Consider the following 17,460-nt stretch of genomic DNA (forward strand, 5'->3'; position numbering starts at 1 on the left):
GTCAGGCCGTTTGTCTGGTTCTGACAGCCTGGTATTTTTTCAGATAAATCAGCAGCAGAGACACAGCTGCCGGCGTCATGCCAGGGATACGCGAAGCCCGGGCAATGGTGTCAGGTTTGGCTGCGAGCAATTTCTGTTTAAGCTCGTTGGAAAGCCCTTCCATGTGCTGATAGTCAAAGTCTGCCGGCAGCGCCGTGTTTTCCTGACGCTTGAGTTTCTGGATATCCTCTTCCTGGCGATTGATATAGCCTTGATATTTAAGCTGTATTTCAACCTGTTGAGTCACCTGAGGATCCAGTTCGGGCAATTTGATCGAGGTTTCATGCAATGCGTCGCGCATAGTCTGATAACTGAGTTCCGGGCGCGCCAGCAAATCCGCCAGATTGTATTCTCGACCCAGCGGTTTATCCAGCAGGCCACTGATGGCGGCCTCCTTGTCAGTGCCTGGCTGCACCCAGACAGACTTCAGGCGTTTCAATTCATCGCCGATACTGTCCTGCTTCTGGCAAAACGCCTGCCAGCGCTCATCGTCAATCAGACCCATATCCCGGCCGACACTGGTCAAGCGCAGATCAGCGTTATCTTCGCGCAGCAGCAAGCGGTATTCGGCGCGGCTGGTAAACATGCGATAGGGTTCTGTGGTGCCCATGCTGATCAGGTCGTCGACCAGCACGCCGATGTAGGCCTGGTCTCGGCGCGGGCACCAGCTTTCCAGCTCGCGTGCGGCACGGGCGGCATTGATACCGGCGAGTAATCCCTGTGCACCGGCTTCTTCGTAGCCCGTCGTGCCGTTGATCTGACCGGCAAAATACAGGCCTTTGATAAACCGGGTTTCCAGCGAATGATGCAGGTCGCGCGGATCAAAGAAATCGTACTCGATAGCGTAGCCAGGACGGGTAATATGCGCGTTTTCAAAGCCTTTGATCTGGCGCACCAACTCGATCTGCACATCAAAGGGCAGGCTGGTGGAGATGCCATTGGGATACAGCTCGTTGGTGTTGAGTCCTTCAGGCTCAACAAAGATCTGATGCGAGGTCTTGTCAGCAAAACGCATCACTTTGTCTTCAATGGACGGGCAGTAGCGAGGCCCTATGCCTTCGATAACACCGGAGTACATCGGCGATCGGTCCAGCCCATTGCGGATAATCTCGTGACAGCGTTCATTAGTGGCTGTTATATAACAATTTATTTGTTCCGGGTGGTCTTCCACCTTGCCCATGAATGACATGACCGGCAGTGGCGTATCGCCGGGCTGCGCCTGCATCACGGAAAAATCCACCGAGCGGGCGTCAATGCGCGGCGGTGTGCCGGTTTTCAGACGACCCACGTTGAACGGCAATTCACGCAAACGGTCGGCCAGCTTGATTGAGGGCGGATCGCCGGCACGACCACCTGAGGTGTTTTCCAGGCCGATATGAATCTTGCCGCCGAGGAAAGTACCGGTGGTTAACACCACGGTCGGAGCAAAAAAGCGCACGCCCATTTGCGTGACAACACCGTCTACGCGCTCACCCTGCAGAATCAGATCGTCAGCAGCTTGCTGAAAAATATCCAGATTGTCCTGGCTTTCGAGAATATGCCGAATCGCAGCTCGATACAGAGCACGATCGGCCTGGGCCCGGGTGGCACGCACGGCTGGGCCTTTGCTGCTGTTCAGTACCCGGAACTGGATGCCAGCCAGGTCTGTCGCTGTGGCCATGGCACCGCCCAAAGCATCGATTTCGCGAACCAGATGGCTCTTTCCTATCCCGCCGATAGCAGGGTTGCAGGACATCTGGCCCAGGGTTTCGATATTGTGCGTCAGCAGCAGGGTTTTCACGCCTGAACGGGCCGCTGCCAGAGCCGCCTCGGTTCCGGCATGGCCACCACCGACCACGATCACGTCATATCGTTTGGAAAAATCCATAGTTTGAACAGTCAATTTTGAAAAGGGTGCTAAGTATAAGCCTTGTAACGCAAATTTAAAGGCTTGTGATGGAAAATAATCCACAAGTAAATCTTATTAACATTAATGATTAAATATAATAGATATAGTTATAGATAAAACATAAAGACTTAATACTGTTAATACTAATGGTAAACCGGTTTTCTGTAGACAACCCTTTTTTTTATATATAAAACATAGGGATACTGACTGTATAGTTCGGTGCACAAGCACTGCTCAAGCTGCAGCAAAGCTTTTATCAAGCTGTGCAGAAGACCCGATGTTATCCACAAGGCAAAAAACAGGAAAATTTCACAAAAAACTTATACACAGAAAATGCGATTTTATGCACAGTTTTTGACCATCTTGAGAACAGGCAAAAATAATTATTTGCCAATGCAAAAACTGGAGAAAATACGTCCCAATAGATCATCGGTGGTGACTGCCCCGGTGATTTCACCCAGATGTCGGTGCGCGTGACGTAGATCTTCGGCAACCAGTTCGGCTGCAGCATGATGGGACAACTGAAAACGAGCCTGTTCCAGACATTGCCGGGTTTTGCCCAATGCGTCCAGATGGCGGCGACGGGCAATAAACCCGCCTTCTGCCGTGGCCTGAAAGCCCATGCAATCTTTCAGGTGCTGACGTAGCAGGTCTATACCAGCGCCCTGTTTCGCGGATAGCCGGATGACACTGGCCTGGCCTGTGTCTGCTGCCGGTATCAGCGCCGGCGGTTTCGACTGCAGGTCCACTTTGTTCTGGATAATGGTCAGTCGGGAAGTGTCCAGTGCGTGGGACAGGGCTTCGAATCCCGGACCCTGCAGATAGGTTTTGATATTGCTGACATCAACCGATTCCTGACTGGCATCGACTACCAGCAGAATGCGGTCAGCCTGCGTTACAGCATTGACCGCGCGCCTTATGCCCTCCTGCTCGACGACGTCATCACTGTCACGCAAACCAGCCGTGTCAGTGATGTGAAGAGGCATTCCGTCGATGGTGATCTGCTCACTGAGTACATCTCGCGTGGTGCCGGCGATGTCAGTGACAATGGCTGATTCTTTACCGGCAAGTGCGTTCAACAGGCTGGATTTCCCGGCATTGGGTTTGCCGGCGATAACCACCGCCATGCCTTCGCGGATCAGGGCGCCCTGACGTGCCTGCTCAAGTACCTTGTCTAACGTCACTATGATGGAATCGAGTTTTTCCGCGATACGGCCTTCGCTGAGGAAATCGATCTCTTCGTCGGTGAAATCGATCGCCGCTTCCAGGTAGACTCGTAACAGGGTGATGGACTCGGCCAGGTTGTCTATCAGTCGCGAGAACTCGCCCTGCAAGGTGCGCATGGCGCTTTTGGCTGCTTCCGCGGAGCTGCTGTCAATAAGATCGGCGATGGCCTCAGCCTGCGCCAGGTCCACTTTGTCGTTAAGGAAGGCTCGCTCGGTGAATTCGCCCGGTCGCGCCAGCCGAGCACCGGCCGCCAGAATGATTTTCAGCAGGGCATCCATGATGAAATAGCCACCATGGCCTTGCAGTTCAAGCACGTCTTCGCCGGTAAAAGAGTTGGGACCCGGAAAATACAGTGCAATGCCCTGATCGATGAGCTCGCCGGTATTGTCGTGGAAGGGGCAGTAATGTGCGTGTCGCGGCGTTGGCGTGAAATGCAGGATGCGGTTGGCAATGTCCTGACACGCCGGACCGGACACTCGCACGATACCCACACCGCTACGACCCGGTGGTGTGGCTACCGCACAAATTGTGTCCGTATCCGATGCGCTCAGCATGATATAGGTATCACTGCTTAGCTTTTGGCTGCCTCTTTGGCAGCGTAGTCGGCTTCAATATTGCGGGTGATATACCATTGCTGGGCAATACCCAGAACGCTGTTTGCCAGCCAGTACAGCACCAGGCCTGCCGGGAACCAGAGGAAGAAGATGGTCATCACCACCGGCATGAACTTCATTATCTTGGCCTGAGTCGGGTCCTGGGGAGTCGGGTTCAGCATGAATTGCACATACATCGATGCGCCCATCAGCAATGGCAGCACAAAGAACGGGTCCATCACTGACAGGTCGTTGATCCACAGAATCCAGGGCGCGTGTCGCAGTTCGACGCCTTCCAGCAATACCCAGTACAGAGCGATGAACACCGGCATCTGCACCAGCATGGGCAGACAGCCGCCAAACGGATTGATCTTCTCTTTCTTGTAGAGCTCCATGGTGGCTTTCTGGAGCTTCATTTTGTCATCACCATAACGCTCTTTGAGCTGGTTCATCTTGGGCATGACACGGCGCATATTGGCCATGGACCGATAGCTGGTGGCGGATAACTTGAAGAACACGCCTTTGACGATGACGGTCAGGATCAGGATGGACCAGCCGTAGTTGCCGATGATGTTATTGATCTGCGTCAGCAACCAGTAGATTGGCGAGGCCACAAACCACAACCAGCCATAGTCAATTGTGCGGTCCAGCCAGGGTGCGATTTCACCCAGACGATACTGGTCCTTGGGGCCGGCATAAAAGGACATTTGCTGAACGTTGTTGCTGTTGGGTGCAACAACAAACTCTGAACTGGTGAAACCACCTATGTATTCATTCTGGCTGTTGCGACGGAACGAAAAGCTGTTGCGCGACTGCTGCGGTGGTACAAAGGCGGAAATGAAGTAGTGCTGGCCCAGGGCAACCCAGCCACCGTCAATTTCGTGAGACGCACGCTCTTCGACTTCATCAAACGGGATTTTGACGTAGTTGTCGTCGCTTGAAGTCGTTGCAAAACCCAGAAAACTGGCCATGCCGAATCCACTGCCCTGAGTGGGATCCTCGTAGTTGCTGCGTTTGATCTGGCCAAACATGTTGGCCTGCCATGGCATATCGGTGGTGTTGTTGACGTCGTAGGCAATATCGATCAGGTAGTTATCGCGCTCAAAGGTAAAACGTTTGATTACCACGACGCCGTTGTTGTCAGTGTAGCGCAGGTCAACATTCAGCACGTTCTGATCCGGTGCCAGTGCGTAGCTGTCGGCGCTGGCGGTGTACAGTGCGCGCTCGGCGCCATCAATTCCGTTCTGACCGATCAGACCGCTCTGGGCAACATAGGTTCTCAACGTGGTGTTTTCGAGCAATACAAAGGGTTGGTCCGGGGTGTCAATTTGTGTGTAGTGTTCCGGCAGAGATACAAACACGATGTCACCACCGCGGCGGTCAATCGTGACGTTTAAAACATCGGTGCTGACCGTGATCAGGGTTTCAGAGGTCTCCACATTGGCAGCAGCGGTTGTCGAACTGGCAACTACCGGGATATCAGAGGAGCTCGTGGATGGCGTATCGGTGATATCTGCAGAGGCTTGCGGTCGGCCAGCAGTGTTGTCGACCGAGGGCAAATCGCCATTATCCTGTTGTGTCTGCACTACGTCCGGTGACGGTGTTGCTGTTGACGGATAGTCGTCCTGCCAGGCCAGCAGCAGCATGTAACTGACAACGGCCAAACCGGATATGAGCGCGTATCTAATATAATCCATGGGTAAAGGCTACTTATTGGTTGAAGACGTTTCACCGTCAGAGTGAGTGTGACTGCCTGGCACAGGATCGTAACCACCCGGATGCCAGGGATGACAGCGCAGAATTCGGCGCGTGCCAAGATAACATCCTTTCACAAGTCCGTGACAGGCAATGGCATCCTGGGTGTAATGAGAGCAGGAGGGGTAAAAACGACACTGATTGCCGATGAGAAGACTGAGGGTGTACTGGTAAACAGTGATCAGCTTGATAGCGAACTTAGCCAGCATGTGAAGTCACCCGTTATCTTGCAGCTATTTCGTGGTCTGGTTTGCGGTTTTGTTCGTGGTCTGGCGGTCGCGGCGCCGAATCAGATCCTGCCACAGTCTGTCCAGAATCTGGTCGATGGAGGCATTGTCCAGAGAGTCCAGTCCTTTGCGTGCCAGAATAACGATGTCCAGCCCGGCGAGCAAATGTTGACGATGTCGAAAAGATTCGCGAATCAGCCTTTTGACCCGATTTCGTTGCACTGCCAGGCGAACGTTTTTCTTGGCAATTACCAGGCCCAGTCTGGGCGTAACATTATCATGTCTGATTGCAAGAATCAGAAACTGGGCACAGGAGACCTTGTGCTGCGCCTGACTGAAGACGGCCTGATAGTCAGAAGCCGTCAGGAGCCGCAGATTTCTACCAAAACCATGACTGGTTACTTGCTGGTCGGTCACATGCAGCTCTTGTCAGTAAAATCAGGCAGACAGCTTGGCGCGGCCTCGTGAACGACGACGCTTGATAACCAGACGACCACCTTTGGTTGCCATACGTGCACGGAAACCGTGAGTTCGGGCGCGTTTCAGCAGGCTGGGTTGGAAAGTTCTTTTCATAATGGCGATCCAGGGTGATTCAGTAAATGGTGGTTCGGATAAATTAAAGAGCGCGGATTTTAGATGTTTTACCAACTTTATGCAATAGATTCCTTGTATTGCGGGTGTGTTCGGCACACGGAATTTTTATCCGACGCTTATACCCTGTTAGTAACAAGTTATCCACAGGATATCCTGTGCATAAATTTTCAGGTGCGGCGACATTGTTACGCCTAAAAACAGCCTGTTTTGCGCGACGATGTTTCCTAACTATATGATAATTAAATATTTAAATAAATTTCTGGAACAGGCATAAACACGCTTGTTTGTGTGGATAAGTGTGCTTCAGCAGGTTAGAATTTGCCCTCGTTACAAACTTGTTCATACAAAAACAGACTACAGGGCAGTGAAAGTCGTGCTTTTAGCAACTTGGCAACGGTGTGTTGATCACCTCAGGGATGAGCTTCCATCCCAACAATTTAATACCTGGATTCGACCCTTGCAGGCGGAGACCTCTAATGACGGTCTGACGCTACTGGCACCCAATCGCTTTGTGCAGGAATGGGTCAAGGATAAATTTTTTGCCCGCATTAATGAGCTGGTGCACCGGCATACTGATGGCGAGCAGGTTGGCATTTTTCTGGAAGTTGGCAGTCGGCAGGCGGCGCGCCCGGCACTGGTGGCCTCCGCTGGCAGTCATCATGTGGCTCAACAGCCTCCGGTGCAGCAACATCAGCGCATGTTTGATGATGACAGGAAAACACCAGCCATCCACCTGGTGGAACCGGCAGGGGTTGCCTTAAGAGGCGATCAACAGGCTGATACCGAGCTTAGAGATGCGCTGGCCGGCAAGTCCTATGCCGGTGGCAGTCAGAGTAAGCGTTCCGGCCGAAACATGGAGCTTATCATCGAGGGCAAGCTTCGTCATAAAGGCTCGCTCAATCATGAAAACACCTTCGATAATTTTATTGAAGGTAAGTCCAACCAGTTGGCACGAGCAGCCGCGCTGCAGGTGGCCGATAATCCCGGCGGCGCTTATAACCCCTTGTTCATATATGGCGGTGTAGGTCTGGGTAAAACGCATTTAATGCACGCGATTGGTAACTTCATGCTTGCCCGCAAGCCCAATGCCAAAGTCGTGTACCTGCACTCGGAAACGTTTGTCGCCACCATGGTTACTGCCCTGCAGCTCAACGCAATAAACGAATTCAAGCGTTACTACCGCTCAGTCGATGCCCTGTTGATTGACGACATTCAGTTTTTTGCCGGCAAGGAACGCTCTCAGGAGGAGTTTTTCCATACCTTTAATGCCTTGCTTGAAGGGGGTCAGCAGATTATCCTGACAAGCGACAGATACCATAAAGAAATCAATGGCTTGGAAGAAAGATTGAAATCCCGCTTTGGTTGGGGTTTGAGTGTGGCAGTAGAGCCACCAGAGCTTGAGACCCGTGCTGCGATTCTGATTAACAAGGCAGCGCAGAGCAATGTCGAATTGCCAGGTGACGCGGCGATGTTTATTGCCCAACGCTTGCGGTCTCATGTTCGCGAGTTGGAAGGCGCACTGAAGAAAGTGATCATCCACGCCAACTTTGTCGGGCGCAAGATTGATCTTGACCTGGTGCGTGAGGCATTGCGCGATTTGTTTGCGCTACACGAGAAGCTGGTTTCAATTGATAATATTCAGCGCTCGGTCGCAGAATATTATAAGATCAAGATGTCGGATATGCTGTCCAAGCGTCGTAACCGATCTGTGGCCCGGCCCCGGCAGATAGCCATGTGTCTGGCCAAGGAATTGACCAACCACAGCCTGCCGGAGATTGGTGATGCCTTTGGTGGCCGTGATCACACGACGGTGCTACACGCGTGCAAACAGATCAAGAAGCTGCGAGGTGATTCGCAGGATCTGGCGGAAGACTATAATAACCTGTTGCGAGCGCTGACTACCTGAATGGGTGGCACCGGGTGGCGCATCAATGACTTCATAAACAAAACGCTAATCTGAGATCGGAATATGCAATTTACAATTTCCAGGGACGCAATCATTAAGCCCCTCCAACTGGCAGCGGGTGTCGTTGAGCGACGCCATACCTTGCCGGTACTGGCGAACGTGTTACTGACATTAAAAGACGACATTTTGGAGATCACCGGTACCGACCTTGAGGTCGAGCTTATCGGTCGCGTGCCGGTCAACGGCGGCAGTAAGCCGGGCGAAATTACGGTGCCCGGCCGAAAATTGATGGATATTTGTAAATCGTTGTCAGATGACGCGGTTCTCGACTTTTCGCTGGATGACGGCAAATTTGTCGTCAAGGCCGGGCGTAGCCGCTTTACTCTGGCTACCCTGCCCGCCTCAGACTTCCCGGTAACGGTAGACGAGCCTGGTACATACGAGATTGGTATCAGCGGTGAGGAGTTGAAACATCTGATCGATTCCTGTGCCTTCGCCATGGCTCAGCAGGACGTGCGTTATTACCTGAATGGCATGTTGTTCGAACTGGGCAGTTCCTGGTTTCGGGTGGTGGCGACTGATGGTCATCGCCTGGCGATGCACACGACCGGTATCAGCACCGGCGTTGAGGAAGTGCAGCAGATAATCGTACCGCGTAAAGGCGTGCTGGAGTTGTCACGGCTGTTGTCCGAGCCTTCGGAAGATGAACTTGTGCTGGTGTTTGGTGCCGGCCACATTCGCGCGAAGCTGAAGGACTTTACCTTTACCTCAAAACTTGTAGACGGTAAATTTCCGGACTATCAGCGAGTGTTGCCCAAGGGTGGTAACAAAACCGTTATTGGCGAGCGCACCCTGCTCCGCCATGCTTTCAGCCGGGCCTCTATTTTGTCCAATGAAAAGTATCGTGGCGTAAATCTGCAGCTGGGTCAGAATGAGCTAAAAGTTGTGGCCAACAACCCTGAGCAGGAAGAAGCCGAAGATATGGTTGCGGTTGAGTACGAAGGCGACACGTTGGAAATTGGCTTTAATGTCGGATATCTGATCGATGTGCTGAACGTGCTGGACAGTGACAAAGTGAAGTTCACCTTGTCTGACTCGAATAGTAGTGCATTGCTGGAGGCTGTCTCCGCCTCCGATGCGCTTTATGTTGTCATGCCAATGCGGCTATAAGGGCGTAAGCTCAGGACTACATGGCTGTTATCCAACGACTGATGGTTGATCGCTTCCGAAACCTGGAAGCGGTCGACTTAATGCTCTCCCCCTCGTTTAATATCTTTTCCGGCATCAATGGCAGCGGCAAGACCAGTCTGCTCGAGGCCATCCACGTTCTCAGTGTTGGCCGCTCCTTCAGAACTCATAAAGTAGACCCGCTGGTAAAGCATGAGCAAAAGGATTTTCTGGTTTTTGCCGATCTCGGCGAACAGGGTCGGATAGGACTTCTTAAATCCAGGGCAGGAAAGAAGGAGTTGAAGTTTGATGGAGAACAGCAAGGTAACTGGCAAAGTGTGGCAGCTGCCCTGCCCTTGCAGGTATTGAATACGGAAAGTTTTCAGCTCCTCGAAGGCAGTGGCAAGATACGCAGACGGTTTCTGGACTGGGCAGTGTTCCACGTGGAACACTCCTATCTGGATGACTGGCGCGCGTACCGTCGCGGCATCGCCCATAGGAATAGTTTGTTGAAGAGCGGTGGGGCAGGATTGCATGCTCAACTGGATGCCTGGGATGTAGAGCTTGCAGGCCTGGGCCAGGCCATTCATGAGAGCAGAACTGCAATCATTGAATCATTTGGCGCCCTGCTCCAGGCGGTCGTCGGCGAACTTCTGCCCAACAGGAAGATCACGCTTGGTTACAAGGCAGGATGGGATAGTGAGCAAAGATTTGCTAGGGTGTTAAAAGAGCTGCGTCCGCGAGACATAAAATACGGCATGACGCTCAACGGCCCTCATCGGGCGGATTTTACGATTAAGGTAGACGGAGTCCTCGCCACAGAGTCACTCAGCCGGGGACAATTAAAGATGCTGGTTTGCGCCCTCAAGATAGCGATGGGCAGGTTTGTCGAACGCAGCGCTGCTGATTCCAACAGGGCCGGTCGAGGCGAATCCAAGTGTATTTACTTAATCGATGACCTGGCTTCCGAACTTGATCGGATCAACCGGGCAAAAGTAGTTTCCCTGCTTGCTCGCGCTGACGCACAATGTTTATTCACAGCAGTAGAAGGAAAAGATCTGGATCTGGATGGCGAATTAACAGAGAGATCAAGAAAGTTCCACGTGGAACATGGTAAAATACAGTCATATCAGTAACACAAGCGGAGAACAGCATGTCTAATGAATCAACCTACGATTCGTCCAGTATCAAGGTACTGAAAGGCCTTGATGCAGTGCGTAAACGACCAGGTATGTATATTGGTGACACGGAAGATGGCACCGGTCTGCATCACATGGTATTCGAGCTGGTTGATAATTCCATTGATGAGGCGCTGGCCGGCCACTGCGATGAGATCCGTGTTGTAGTTCATCCGGGCGAAGGCATCACTGTGTCAGATAATGGCCGGGGTATCCCAACGGAAATGCATAGCGAGGGTGTGTCAGCCGCAGAAGTAATTATGACGGTATTGCACGCTGGCGGTAAATTTGACGATAACAGCTACAAAGTTTCAGGCGGCCTGCACGGTGTAGGTGTGTCCGTCGTTAATGCCCTGTCAGAAGAACTCAAGCTCACCATTCGTCGGGGTGGTAAGGTTCATGAGCAATTTTACGTCCATGGTGTGCCACAGGCCCCACTGGCCGTTGTCGGAGATACCAACATTGCCGGCACCGAGACTTTCTTCAAGCCGTCTACCGCGACCTTTAAAAACATCGAGTTTCACTACGATATTCTCGCCAAAAAACTGCGGGAGCTGGCCTTCCTCAACGCTGGCGTGTCGATTGTTCTGAAAGACGAACGTAGTGGAAAGACCGATACCTACAAATATGATGGTGGTTTGCGGGCATTCGTTGAGTATCTGAATAAAAACAAAACTCCGATTAACAAGATTTTCCACTTCCAGGTAGACCGTCCGGATGATGGCATCGGTGTGGAAATTGCCCTGCAGTGGAATGACAGTTACCAGGAAAACATCTTTCCCTATACCAACAATATTCCGCAGCGCGACGGCGGTGCCCATATGGCCGGGTTCCGCAGTGCGTTGACGCGGGTACTGAAAACCTACATCGACAAAGAAGTTGCTGCCAAAAAAGGCAAGGAAGTCATGACCACGGGTGATGACGCCCGTGAAGGTCTGACAGCGGTTGTATCGGTGAAGGTGCCTGACCCCAAATTTTCCTCACAGACCAAGGACAAGCTGGTCTCTTCTGAGGTAAAAACTGCGGTGGAGCAGGAGATGGTCGGTCATTTCACGGATTTCCTGTTAGAAAATCCACTGGAAGCCAAGCAGATTGTCAGCAAGATGATCGACGCTGCGCGTGCCCGTGAAGCGGCACGAAAAGCACGCGAGATGACGCGACGCAAAGGCGCTCTGGATATGGCCGGATTGCCAGGCAAGCTGGCCGATTGTCAGGAAAAAGACCCTGCCCTGTCCGAACTCTACATAGTGGAGGGTGACTCTGCGGGTGGTTCAGCCAAACAGGGTCGTAATCGCAAAAACCAGGCTATTCTGCCCTTGAAAGGCAAAATTCTGAACGTGGAAAAAGCACGTTTTGATAAAATGCTGAGCTCTGCCGAGATCGGCACACTGATCAAGGCGCTTGGTTGCGGCATCGGCAAGGACGAATTCTCCGCCGACAAACTGCGTTACCATCGTATCATTATCATGACGGACGCCGACGTCGACGGTTCCCACATCCGTACATTGCTGCTGACCTTCTTCTTTCGGCAAATGCACGAGCTCGTTGAGCGGGGATACATCTACATTGCACAACCGCCCTTGTATAAGGTGCGCAAAGGCAAGCATGAACAGTACCTGAAAGACGAGGGCGAGCTGCGCAAATATCAAACACAAATCGCGCTTGATGGATCCAGCCTACATGTTAATCCGGGTGCGCCCGCCATTTCCGGTGATGCCCTGGAAGAGATGGTGCGCCAGTACAACACCACATATAGCATGATTGAACGACTTGAGCGTTTGTATCCATCTGAAGTGATGGAAGCGATTGTGTTCACACAGCCGCTGACCGAAGCTGAATACACTGAGGAAGGCATCAACAACTGGTTGGAAAAACTGGAGAAGGAATTGCAGGACCTGCATCCAAAAACAGCGCAAGGCTACACCATGCGCGCTTATGAAGATCCTGAACGTCATATCTTCCTGCCGGAAATTGTCCACAGCCTGCATGGTCTGACGCGAGAATACCGTTTCTCGAAGGACTTCTTCAATTCAGGTGAATACCGTTCCCTGAGTCGGTTGGGCGTCATGCTGGATGGGCTGATCGAACCGGGTGCTTACGTGCAACGCGGTGAGAAAAAACAGGAAATTAAAACCTTTACCGAAGCATTGCAGTGGTTGACCGAGGACGCCATGAAGGGTCATTACCTGCAGCGCTACAAGGGTCTGGGGGAAATGAATCCGTCACAGTTATGGGAAACCACGATGGATCCTGAGGCAAGACGTATGCTGCAAGTGACCATCGAGGACGCTATCAGTGCGGATCAGCTGTTTACCACTCTGATGGGTGATCAGGTTGATCCCCGTCGCGAGTTTATTGAGTCTAATGCACTGGCTGTGCAGAACCTTGATATCTAGAAAAGTAACAGTTGTGGGGAAAACCACACGTTGATACGGAGGCCCTGCGATTGGCAAAAATCAATTGCGGGTGGCTCCTAAAAAATAGATATATCTTTTAAAAACAAAAACCTAGTGACACTGATGGGTTTATAAGTAGCTTGAAGTAAGTGACTGACTTATTAAAGCTAAAACCGTCCTTGCGTCGTATTTACCTTCCCCGGCATCTCGTTAATAGTCCATAAATGACATCAATGGGAATTCGACTCCTGTGAGGTTGCCAGATTCTGGCTCTCAACGAAAACAGCCCTGGCGAGAACCGGGGCTGTTGCTTTCTTCCTATGTGCACCACATTGGTTTCATTATCGAAGCCGGCGTGCTGTTGCCTGTCAGAGCGGCGGACGAGAACTGTCTGGCAGTGGCACCGGTGGGCTCGGCATACCATCAGGTTTGGATACTTCAGCCATGCGTTGATATGCAGGACGCGCTTCCACCCGCTCCATCCATTCATTAATGTTGGGATACTGACTGCGATCAACAACATTGATCAGGAAAGTATAGTTCATCGGGAAGTGCATCATGATATCCGCCGCACTAAACTCAGATCCGCCAAAGTAAGGATGCTCTCCCAGAAAGTCTTCTGCATACTGAACAGTACCGCGAATATCACGCAACGGAGATCGCCGCTCCGGAGGCTGCAGCTGCCACACGCGGTAATCTATACCCATGCGCGCGGCCAGAGAGCCTTCGGCATAATGCATCCATATCTGGTGCCACGGATAATCCGGGCTATTCAGGTCAGGTTGTAATCGGTCAGGCGCATGGCGATTCAGAATGACATCGATGATGGCACCGGACTCAACCAGGATCTCGTCACCGTAGATGACTGTTGGCGCCACTGGATTGCCCGGATTAACTTCGCGGATTTGCATCAATGATGCACCCAGATTGCCACGCACAAACTCCAGCTCATACGGGAACCCCAGTTCTTCCATTAACCAGACGATGCGCTCCGATCTTCGCGCCTCAAGGTGATAAATGGTAATCGGCGGCAATGGTGTCGCCGCGCGTGCTGATGGCGTTGTATCGGCGCTGTTTGCTGCCTGGCAGCCAGCGAAAAAAAGGGTCATTACAATAATTGCAGCAATGCGCATAGTTATATCTCCTATCCATAGGTGGGGCATCGAACATCCGCTCGGAACTCTATCAATGCGTCGCGAGGAAGTCTATTAATTGCACTTCAACTCATCGGGAAAATCGGCGGGCTGTCGCTGTCGTGCGTTTGTCCGATCATGACAAGATCGTCACTAAATCCTCAACAATCCGTCACGTCACTGACATACAAACTGGTTAGGCTAGTCCGCTTCCTGTAGGACGTTTCTTATTCTTAGAAGGGAAAATGGCGACAGTAAGCATTCACACACTACGCTTCTTTTCCGCCATTCAGACCTGGGACATAAAAGCCTACAAATGATAATTACAGTCTATTTCCCGGAGGTTCAAAATGGCGCACCGTAACAACGCCAGCTCGCTGGCCAAAAGCCGTTACCCATCGTGGGCAAAAATCCGCTACAAATGCTCTCAATTCAGCACGATGTCTGCCACTGTCGTTCTTCTGTCAGTGGGTGCTCAGGTAAACGCCCAGTCTGCGGAAGGGAATCTGGTCGGTCGCGTTGCGGAATCAGGCTCCGGCAGATCGCTGGAAGGCGCGATTGTAGAGGTATCGGGAACCGGTTTCCGTGACTATACGGATGCCACTGGCCGTTACTTCATTAACGACCTGCCTGCCGGTGACTATGAAGTCACCGTGACGTATGTTGGTCTGGCACCCTCCGTGACCGAGATATCGATTTCGGCCGATCAATCGACTTCCTACGATGTGGCTCTGGCGAGTTTGTCCGGTGTGGAAACGATTACCGTGCGCGCGTCGAGAACGGGTACGGATCGCGCGATCAACGAACAACGCACAGCCGCTGGTATCGTCAACGTGATTTCCGAGGAATCATTCGGCGCCATGCTTGATGGCAATATCGGTCAGGCCATGCAGCGCCTGCCCGGCATCAGTGTGAACCAGGGCCAGGATGGTGGCCATGGTGATATCAATATTCGAGGTATTGCCGGCGAATTCAACTCGGTACAAATCGACGGCAACCGGGTACCGTCATCAGGTTCGAGCAACAGCTTTAACCCGCGTCAACTGGCCGCCGATGGTGTCACCAAAATCGAAGTGATCAAGGCCCCGACGCCTGATCGCGACGGCGACGCCGTGGGCGGCATCGTCAACATGGTTTCGCGCAGCGCCTTCCAGCGTCAGGGACGCGAAATGAGCGTGGACATTTCCGGTGTCCTCAACGAGGAACCGAATAACTGGGGTCACTCCGGCAAATTCTCGTTCTCGGACATCTTCAGTGTGAATGGCGAAGAAAACAACCTGGGTATCAGTTTTACCCTGAGCACCTATGATACTGACCGGTACTCCCGTAATGCAGACATGGACTGGGTACAGGTAAACGCAGATACCAACCCGGAACTTAATCTGGATACATTCGGCCAGCCGGTCTGGTTCATGGAATCAACCCACTTCGAATACGACACGCGCACAACGCTGACCAACACACTGAGCGGTTCCATCGACTACCGTGTCGGCGACAACAGCTCGTTCTACTTCAGACCGATGCTCAGCAGCTATGAACAAAACGGCATCAAGTACGAAACCGACATTGATATTGATACACGATTCCAGAACGCAGCGGGCGGCCGTAAAACCTATGCCGAGCTAACACCGACTTCCGGTCGTGGCACCGCTGACAGTGAAGCGTCACGTGGCTGGATCGGTACACTCGAAGACAGCAAAAATAATTTGTATTCTTTGTCGGTCGGCGGCCGACACGAATATGATTCCGACCTGCTCACCTACGACCTGTCCTACTCACGTAACAAAAGTACTATTACTGACGACAGTGAAATCAATATGCTGATGGAACCGGATGACCCCTGGTTCATTTTTGAGTATGACGTGGTTGATGTGCAATCCGGTGACGTCCGGGTGAACGGCCTCAATGGTCTGGATCCGACCAATCTTGATTTGATGACAGAAGGTGAGCTGGAGAAAATATTTGGCGTCAAGGAAGAAGACGTCTTCAGTGGACGAATCGATTGGGAACGCAGCTTCTCGGGTAACAACGGTACCTTTACGGTAAAGACCGGCGCCAAGCATCGTGTCAGCACACAAATGCGCGATATGACAGTGGACGTGTATGAGATGGATGAAACCTTCCCGTATGCCGATGTGCTGGTTCCTACCAATGACGTTATCTTTCTGAAAGAGAAGTACTTCAATGCTCAGCCTCGTGTCGCACTGGACATGCTTCGCAGCAATCCGGAACTGTTTGAGTTCGTTGAGGATGGATCGCTGGAGGACAGCAACATTGAGGACTACGACGCCGAGGAAACCATCTCCGCCGGTTATGTGATGGGCACTTACGAAACCGGTATCCATACCATTATCGCGGGTGTGCGTCTGGAGCGTTATGAGTGGTCAAATGTGAACAAAACCGTCAGCTACCTGAATGAAGTGCCGACCGTCACGCCTGTGCGAAAAAGCGATTCACACTCGTTCTGGCTGCCGGGCATCCACTTTCGTCATGAACTCACTGATAATCTGATTCTGCGGGAAAGCTATAATCGCAGCTATGGACGGCCGCGCTTGAGCGAATTGTCTCGTGGTCGCTGGGTTGACGACGAAGGTAATATCGAAGATGGCAATGCCAATCTGGTGCCCGCACTTGCGGACAACGTTGACGCTCAGCTGGAATATTATACCGAACGTGGTGGCCTGTATTCAGTCGGCCTGTTCTATAAGGACATCACCGATTTTACCTACACGCAGACCTATATGTTCAACGAACTGGGAGCAGATGGCATTCCGGTGCCGGCGGAGGACGGTGCATTTGAATACGAAAGACCTGTGAATGGTGCCGCGGCTACCAACTACGGCATTGAGCTGATTGCCAGACAGGATCTGTTCTTCCTGCCGGGCGCTTTGCAGGGTTTGAGTGTTGCGTTGAGTACAACACTGACCGAAAGCGATGCCGAGTACCCGAATCGTACCGATGGCCGGGACTTGCCGCTGGAAGGGTTTTCCGAACTTCTCTACACGGCGACGCTTAATTATAACTGGGGCAACCTGGGTGCGCGTATCGATTACACCTACCGCGATGATTATATCGAAGGCCTGGGTAACACCATTGAAAGTGACGAATTCTACGCTGCCGAAGACAGGGTTGATGCCGAAGTTCACTATAGTTTTGGCGATAAGTTGCGAGGTTTCATCACGGCAAACAACCTCACGGATGAACCGCAGGTCTCCTATCAGGGCTATCCCGGCTTTGTTGAAGACACCAGCTTCTCAGGCCGAAAGTACACAGTCGGGCTGAGATACGATTTCTGAGCTGATGGCTTCGGTAACACAAAGACGGTAATCCCGGAAAAGGGGGTGTCCAAGGGCACCC

At 52.1% G+C, this 17,460-nt stretch carries 12 protein-coding genes; 5 read left to right on the top strand and 7 right to left on the bottom strand.

What is annotated here, in order from left to right; all coding sequences use genetic code 11:
- Window position 1: 1 nt before the first annotated feature.
- The 6 genes from mnmG to rpmH form a co-directional block, all read right to left on the bottom strand.
- A complete protein-coding gene (mnmG, locus tag ENH71_RS06235) occupies window positions 2-1,906 on the bottom strand; it encodes a tRNA uridine-5-carboxymethylaminomethyl(34) synthesis enzyme MnmG (RefSeq protein ID WP_294131268.1) in 1,905 nt (634 codons plus the stop codon).
- A 404-nt stretch (window positions 1,907-2,310) separates the two neighbouring features.
- Window positions 2,311-3,708 (bottom strand): tRNA uridine-5-carboxymethylaminomethyl(34) synthesis GTPase MnmE, encoded by a 1,398-nt coding sequence (gene mnmE / locus ENH71_RS06240; protein ID WP_294131271.1) that lies wholly within the window; start codon window positions 3,706-3,708, stop codon window positions 2,311-2,313.
- Between the two features lie 17 nt (window positions 3,709-3,725).
- Window positions 3,726-5,444: a membrane protein insertase YidC gene (yidC, locus tag ENH71_RS06245; protein WP_294131273.1), complete on the bottom strand. Its 1,719-nt coding sequence runs from the start codon at window positions 5,442-5,444 to the stop codon at window positions 3,726-3,728.
- A 9-nt stretch (window positions 5,445-5,453) separates the two neighbouring features.
- Window positions 5,454-5,711: a membrane protein insertion efficiency factor YidD gene (yidD, locus tag ENH71_RS06250; protein ID WP_294131275.1), complete on the bottom strand. Its 258-nt coding sequence runs from the start codon at window positions 5,709-5,711 to the stop codon at window positions 5,454-5,456.
- Window positions 5,712-5,735: 24 nt separating this feature from the next.
- Complete coding sequence (rnpA, locus tag ENH71_RS06255; protein ID WP_294131277.1) at window positions 5,736-6,146, bottom strand: ribonuclease P protein component; 411 nt, start codon at window positions 6,144-6,146, stop codon at window positions 5,736-5,738.
- A 21-nt stretch (window positions 6,147-6,167) separates the two neighbouring features.
- Window positions 6,168-6,302, bottom strand: a complete 135-nt coding sequence (gene rpmH, locus ENH71_RS06260) for a 50S ribosomal protein L34 (RefSeq protein ID WP_294131279.1) — start codon at window positions 6,300-6,302, stop codon at window positions 6,168-6,170.
- A 394-nt stretch (window positions 6,303-6,696) separates the two neighbouring features.
- On the opposite strand from rpmH, the gene dnaA reads away from it, so the two are divergent.
- The 4 genes from dnaA to gyrB all read left to right on the top strand — a co-directional run bounded on the left by dnaA (window position 6,697) and on the right by gyrB (window position 12,970).
- On the top strand, window positions 6,697-8,229 hold the full coding sequence (gene dnaA / locus ENH71_RS06265; protein WP_294131281.1) for a chromosomal replication initiator protein DnaA: 1,533 nt from the start codon (window positions 6,697-6,699) through the stop codon (window positions 8,227-8,229).
- Between the two features lie 63 nt (window positions 8,230-8,292).
- A complete protein-coding gene (gene dnaN, locus ENH71_RS06270; RefSeq protein WP_294131285.1) occupies window positions 8,293-9,399 on the top strand; it encodes a DNA polymerase III subunit beta in 1,107 nt (368 codons plus the stop codon).
- Window positions 9,400-9,419: 20 nt separating this feature from the next.
- Window positions 9,420-10,532: a DNA replication/repair protein RecF gene (recF, locus tag ENH71_RS06275; RefSeq protein ID WP_294131286.1), complete on the top strand. Its 1,113-nt coding sequence runs from the start codon at window positions 9,420-9,422 to the stop codon at window positions 10,530-10,532.
- Between the two features lie 17 nt (window positions 10,533-10,549).
- Window positions 10,550-12,970, top strand: a complete 2,421-nt coding sequence (gene gyrB, locus ENH71_RS06280; protein ID WP_294131288.1) for a DNA topoisomerase (ATP-hydrolyzing) subunit B — start codon at window positions 10,550-10,552, stop codon at window positions 12,968-12,970.
- Between the two features lie 368 nt (window positions 12,971-13,338).
- Here the strand turns inward: gyrB and ENH71_RS06285 are convergent, their stop codons facing one another.
- On the bottom strand, window positions 13,339-14,103 hold the full coding sequence (locus ENH71_RS06285) for a glutathione S-transferase family protein (RefSeq protein WP_294131290.1): 765 nt from the start codon (window positions 14,101-14,103) through the stop codon (window positions 13,339-13,341).
- Between the two features lie 350 nt (window positions 14,104-14,453).
- Between ENH71_RS06285 and ENH71_RS06290 the strand changes: the two genes are divergently transcribed.
- Entirely contained in the window at window positions 14,454-17,399 is a 2,946-nt protein-coding gene (locus ENH71_RS06290) for a TonB-dependent receptor (RefSeq protein ID WP_294131293.1), read from the top strand.
- Window positions 17,400-17,460: the final 61 nt, after the last annotated feature.

Origin of the sequence: Pseudohongiella sp. (genome assembly GCF_011050365.1) — a bacterium.
Lineage (GTDB): Bacteria > Pseudomonadota > Gammaproteobacteria > Pseudomonadales > Pseudohongiellaceae > Pseudohongiella.

Coding starts and splice junctions, on each gene's coding strand:
- yidC (WP_294131273.1), bottom strand. CDS start 5,444: ATGGATTATATTAGATACGCGCTCATATCCGGTTTGGCCGTTGTCAGT.
- mnmG (WP_294131268.1), bottom strand. CDS start 1,906: ATGGATTTTTCCAAACGATATGACGTGATCGTGGTCGGTGGTGGCCAT.
- ENH71_RS06285 (WP_294131290.1), bottom strand. CDS start 14,103: ATGCGCATTGCTGCAATTATTGTAATGACCCTTTTTTTCGCTGGCTGC.
- dnaN (WP_294131285.1), top strand. CDS start 8,293: ATGCAATTTACAATTTCCAGGGACGCAATCATTAAGCCCCTCCAACTG.
- recF (WP_294131286.1), top strand. CDS start 9,420: ATGGCTGTTATCCAACGACTGATGGTTGATCGCTTCCGAAACCTGGAA.
- mnmE (WP_294131271.1), bottom strand. CDS start 3,708: ATGCTGAGCGCATCGGATACGGACACAATTTGTGCGGTAGCCACACCA.
- ENH71_RS06290 (WP_294131293.1), top strand. CDS start 14,454: ATGGCGCACCGTAACAACGCCAGCTCGCTGGCCAAAAGCCGTTACCCA.
- yidD (WP_294131275.1), bottom strand. CDS start 5,711: ATGCTGGCTAAGTTCGCTATCAAGCTGATCACTGTTTACCAGTACACC.
- rpmH (WP_294131279.1), bottom strand. CDS start 6,302: ATGAAAAGAACTTTCCAACCCAGCCTGCTGAAACGCGCCCGAACTCAC.
- gyrB (WP_294131288.1), top strand. CDS start 10,550: ATGTCTAATGAATCAACCTACGATTCGTCCAGTATCAAGGTACTGAAA.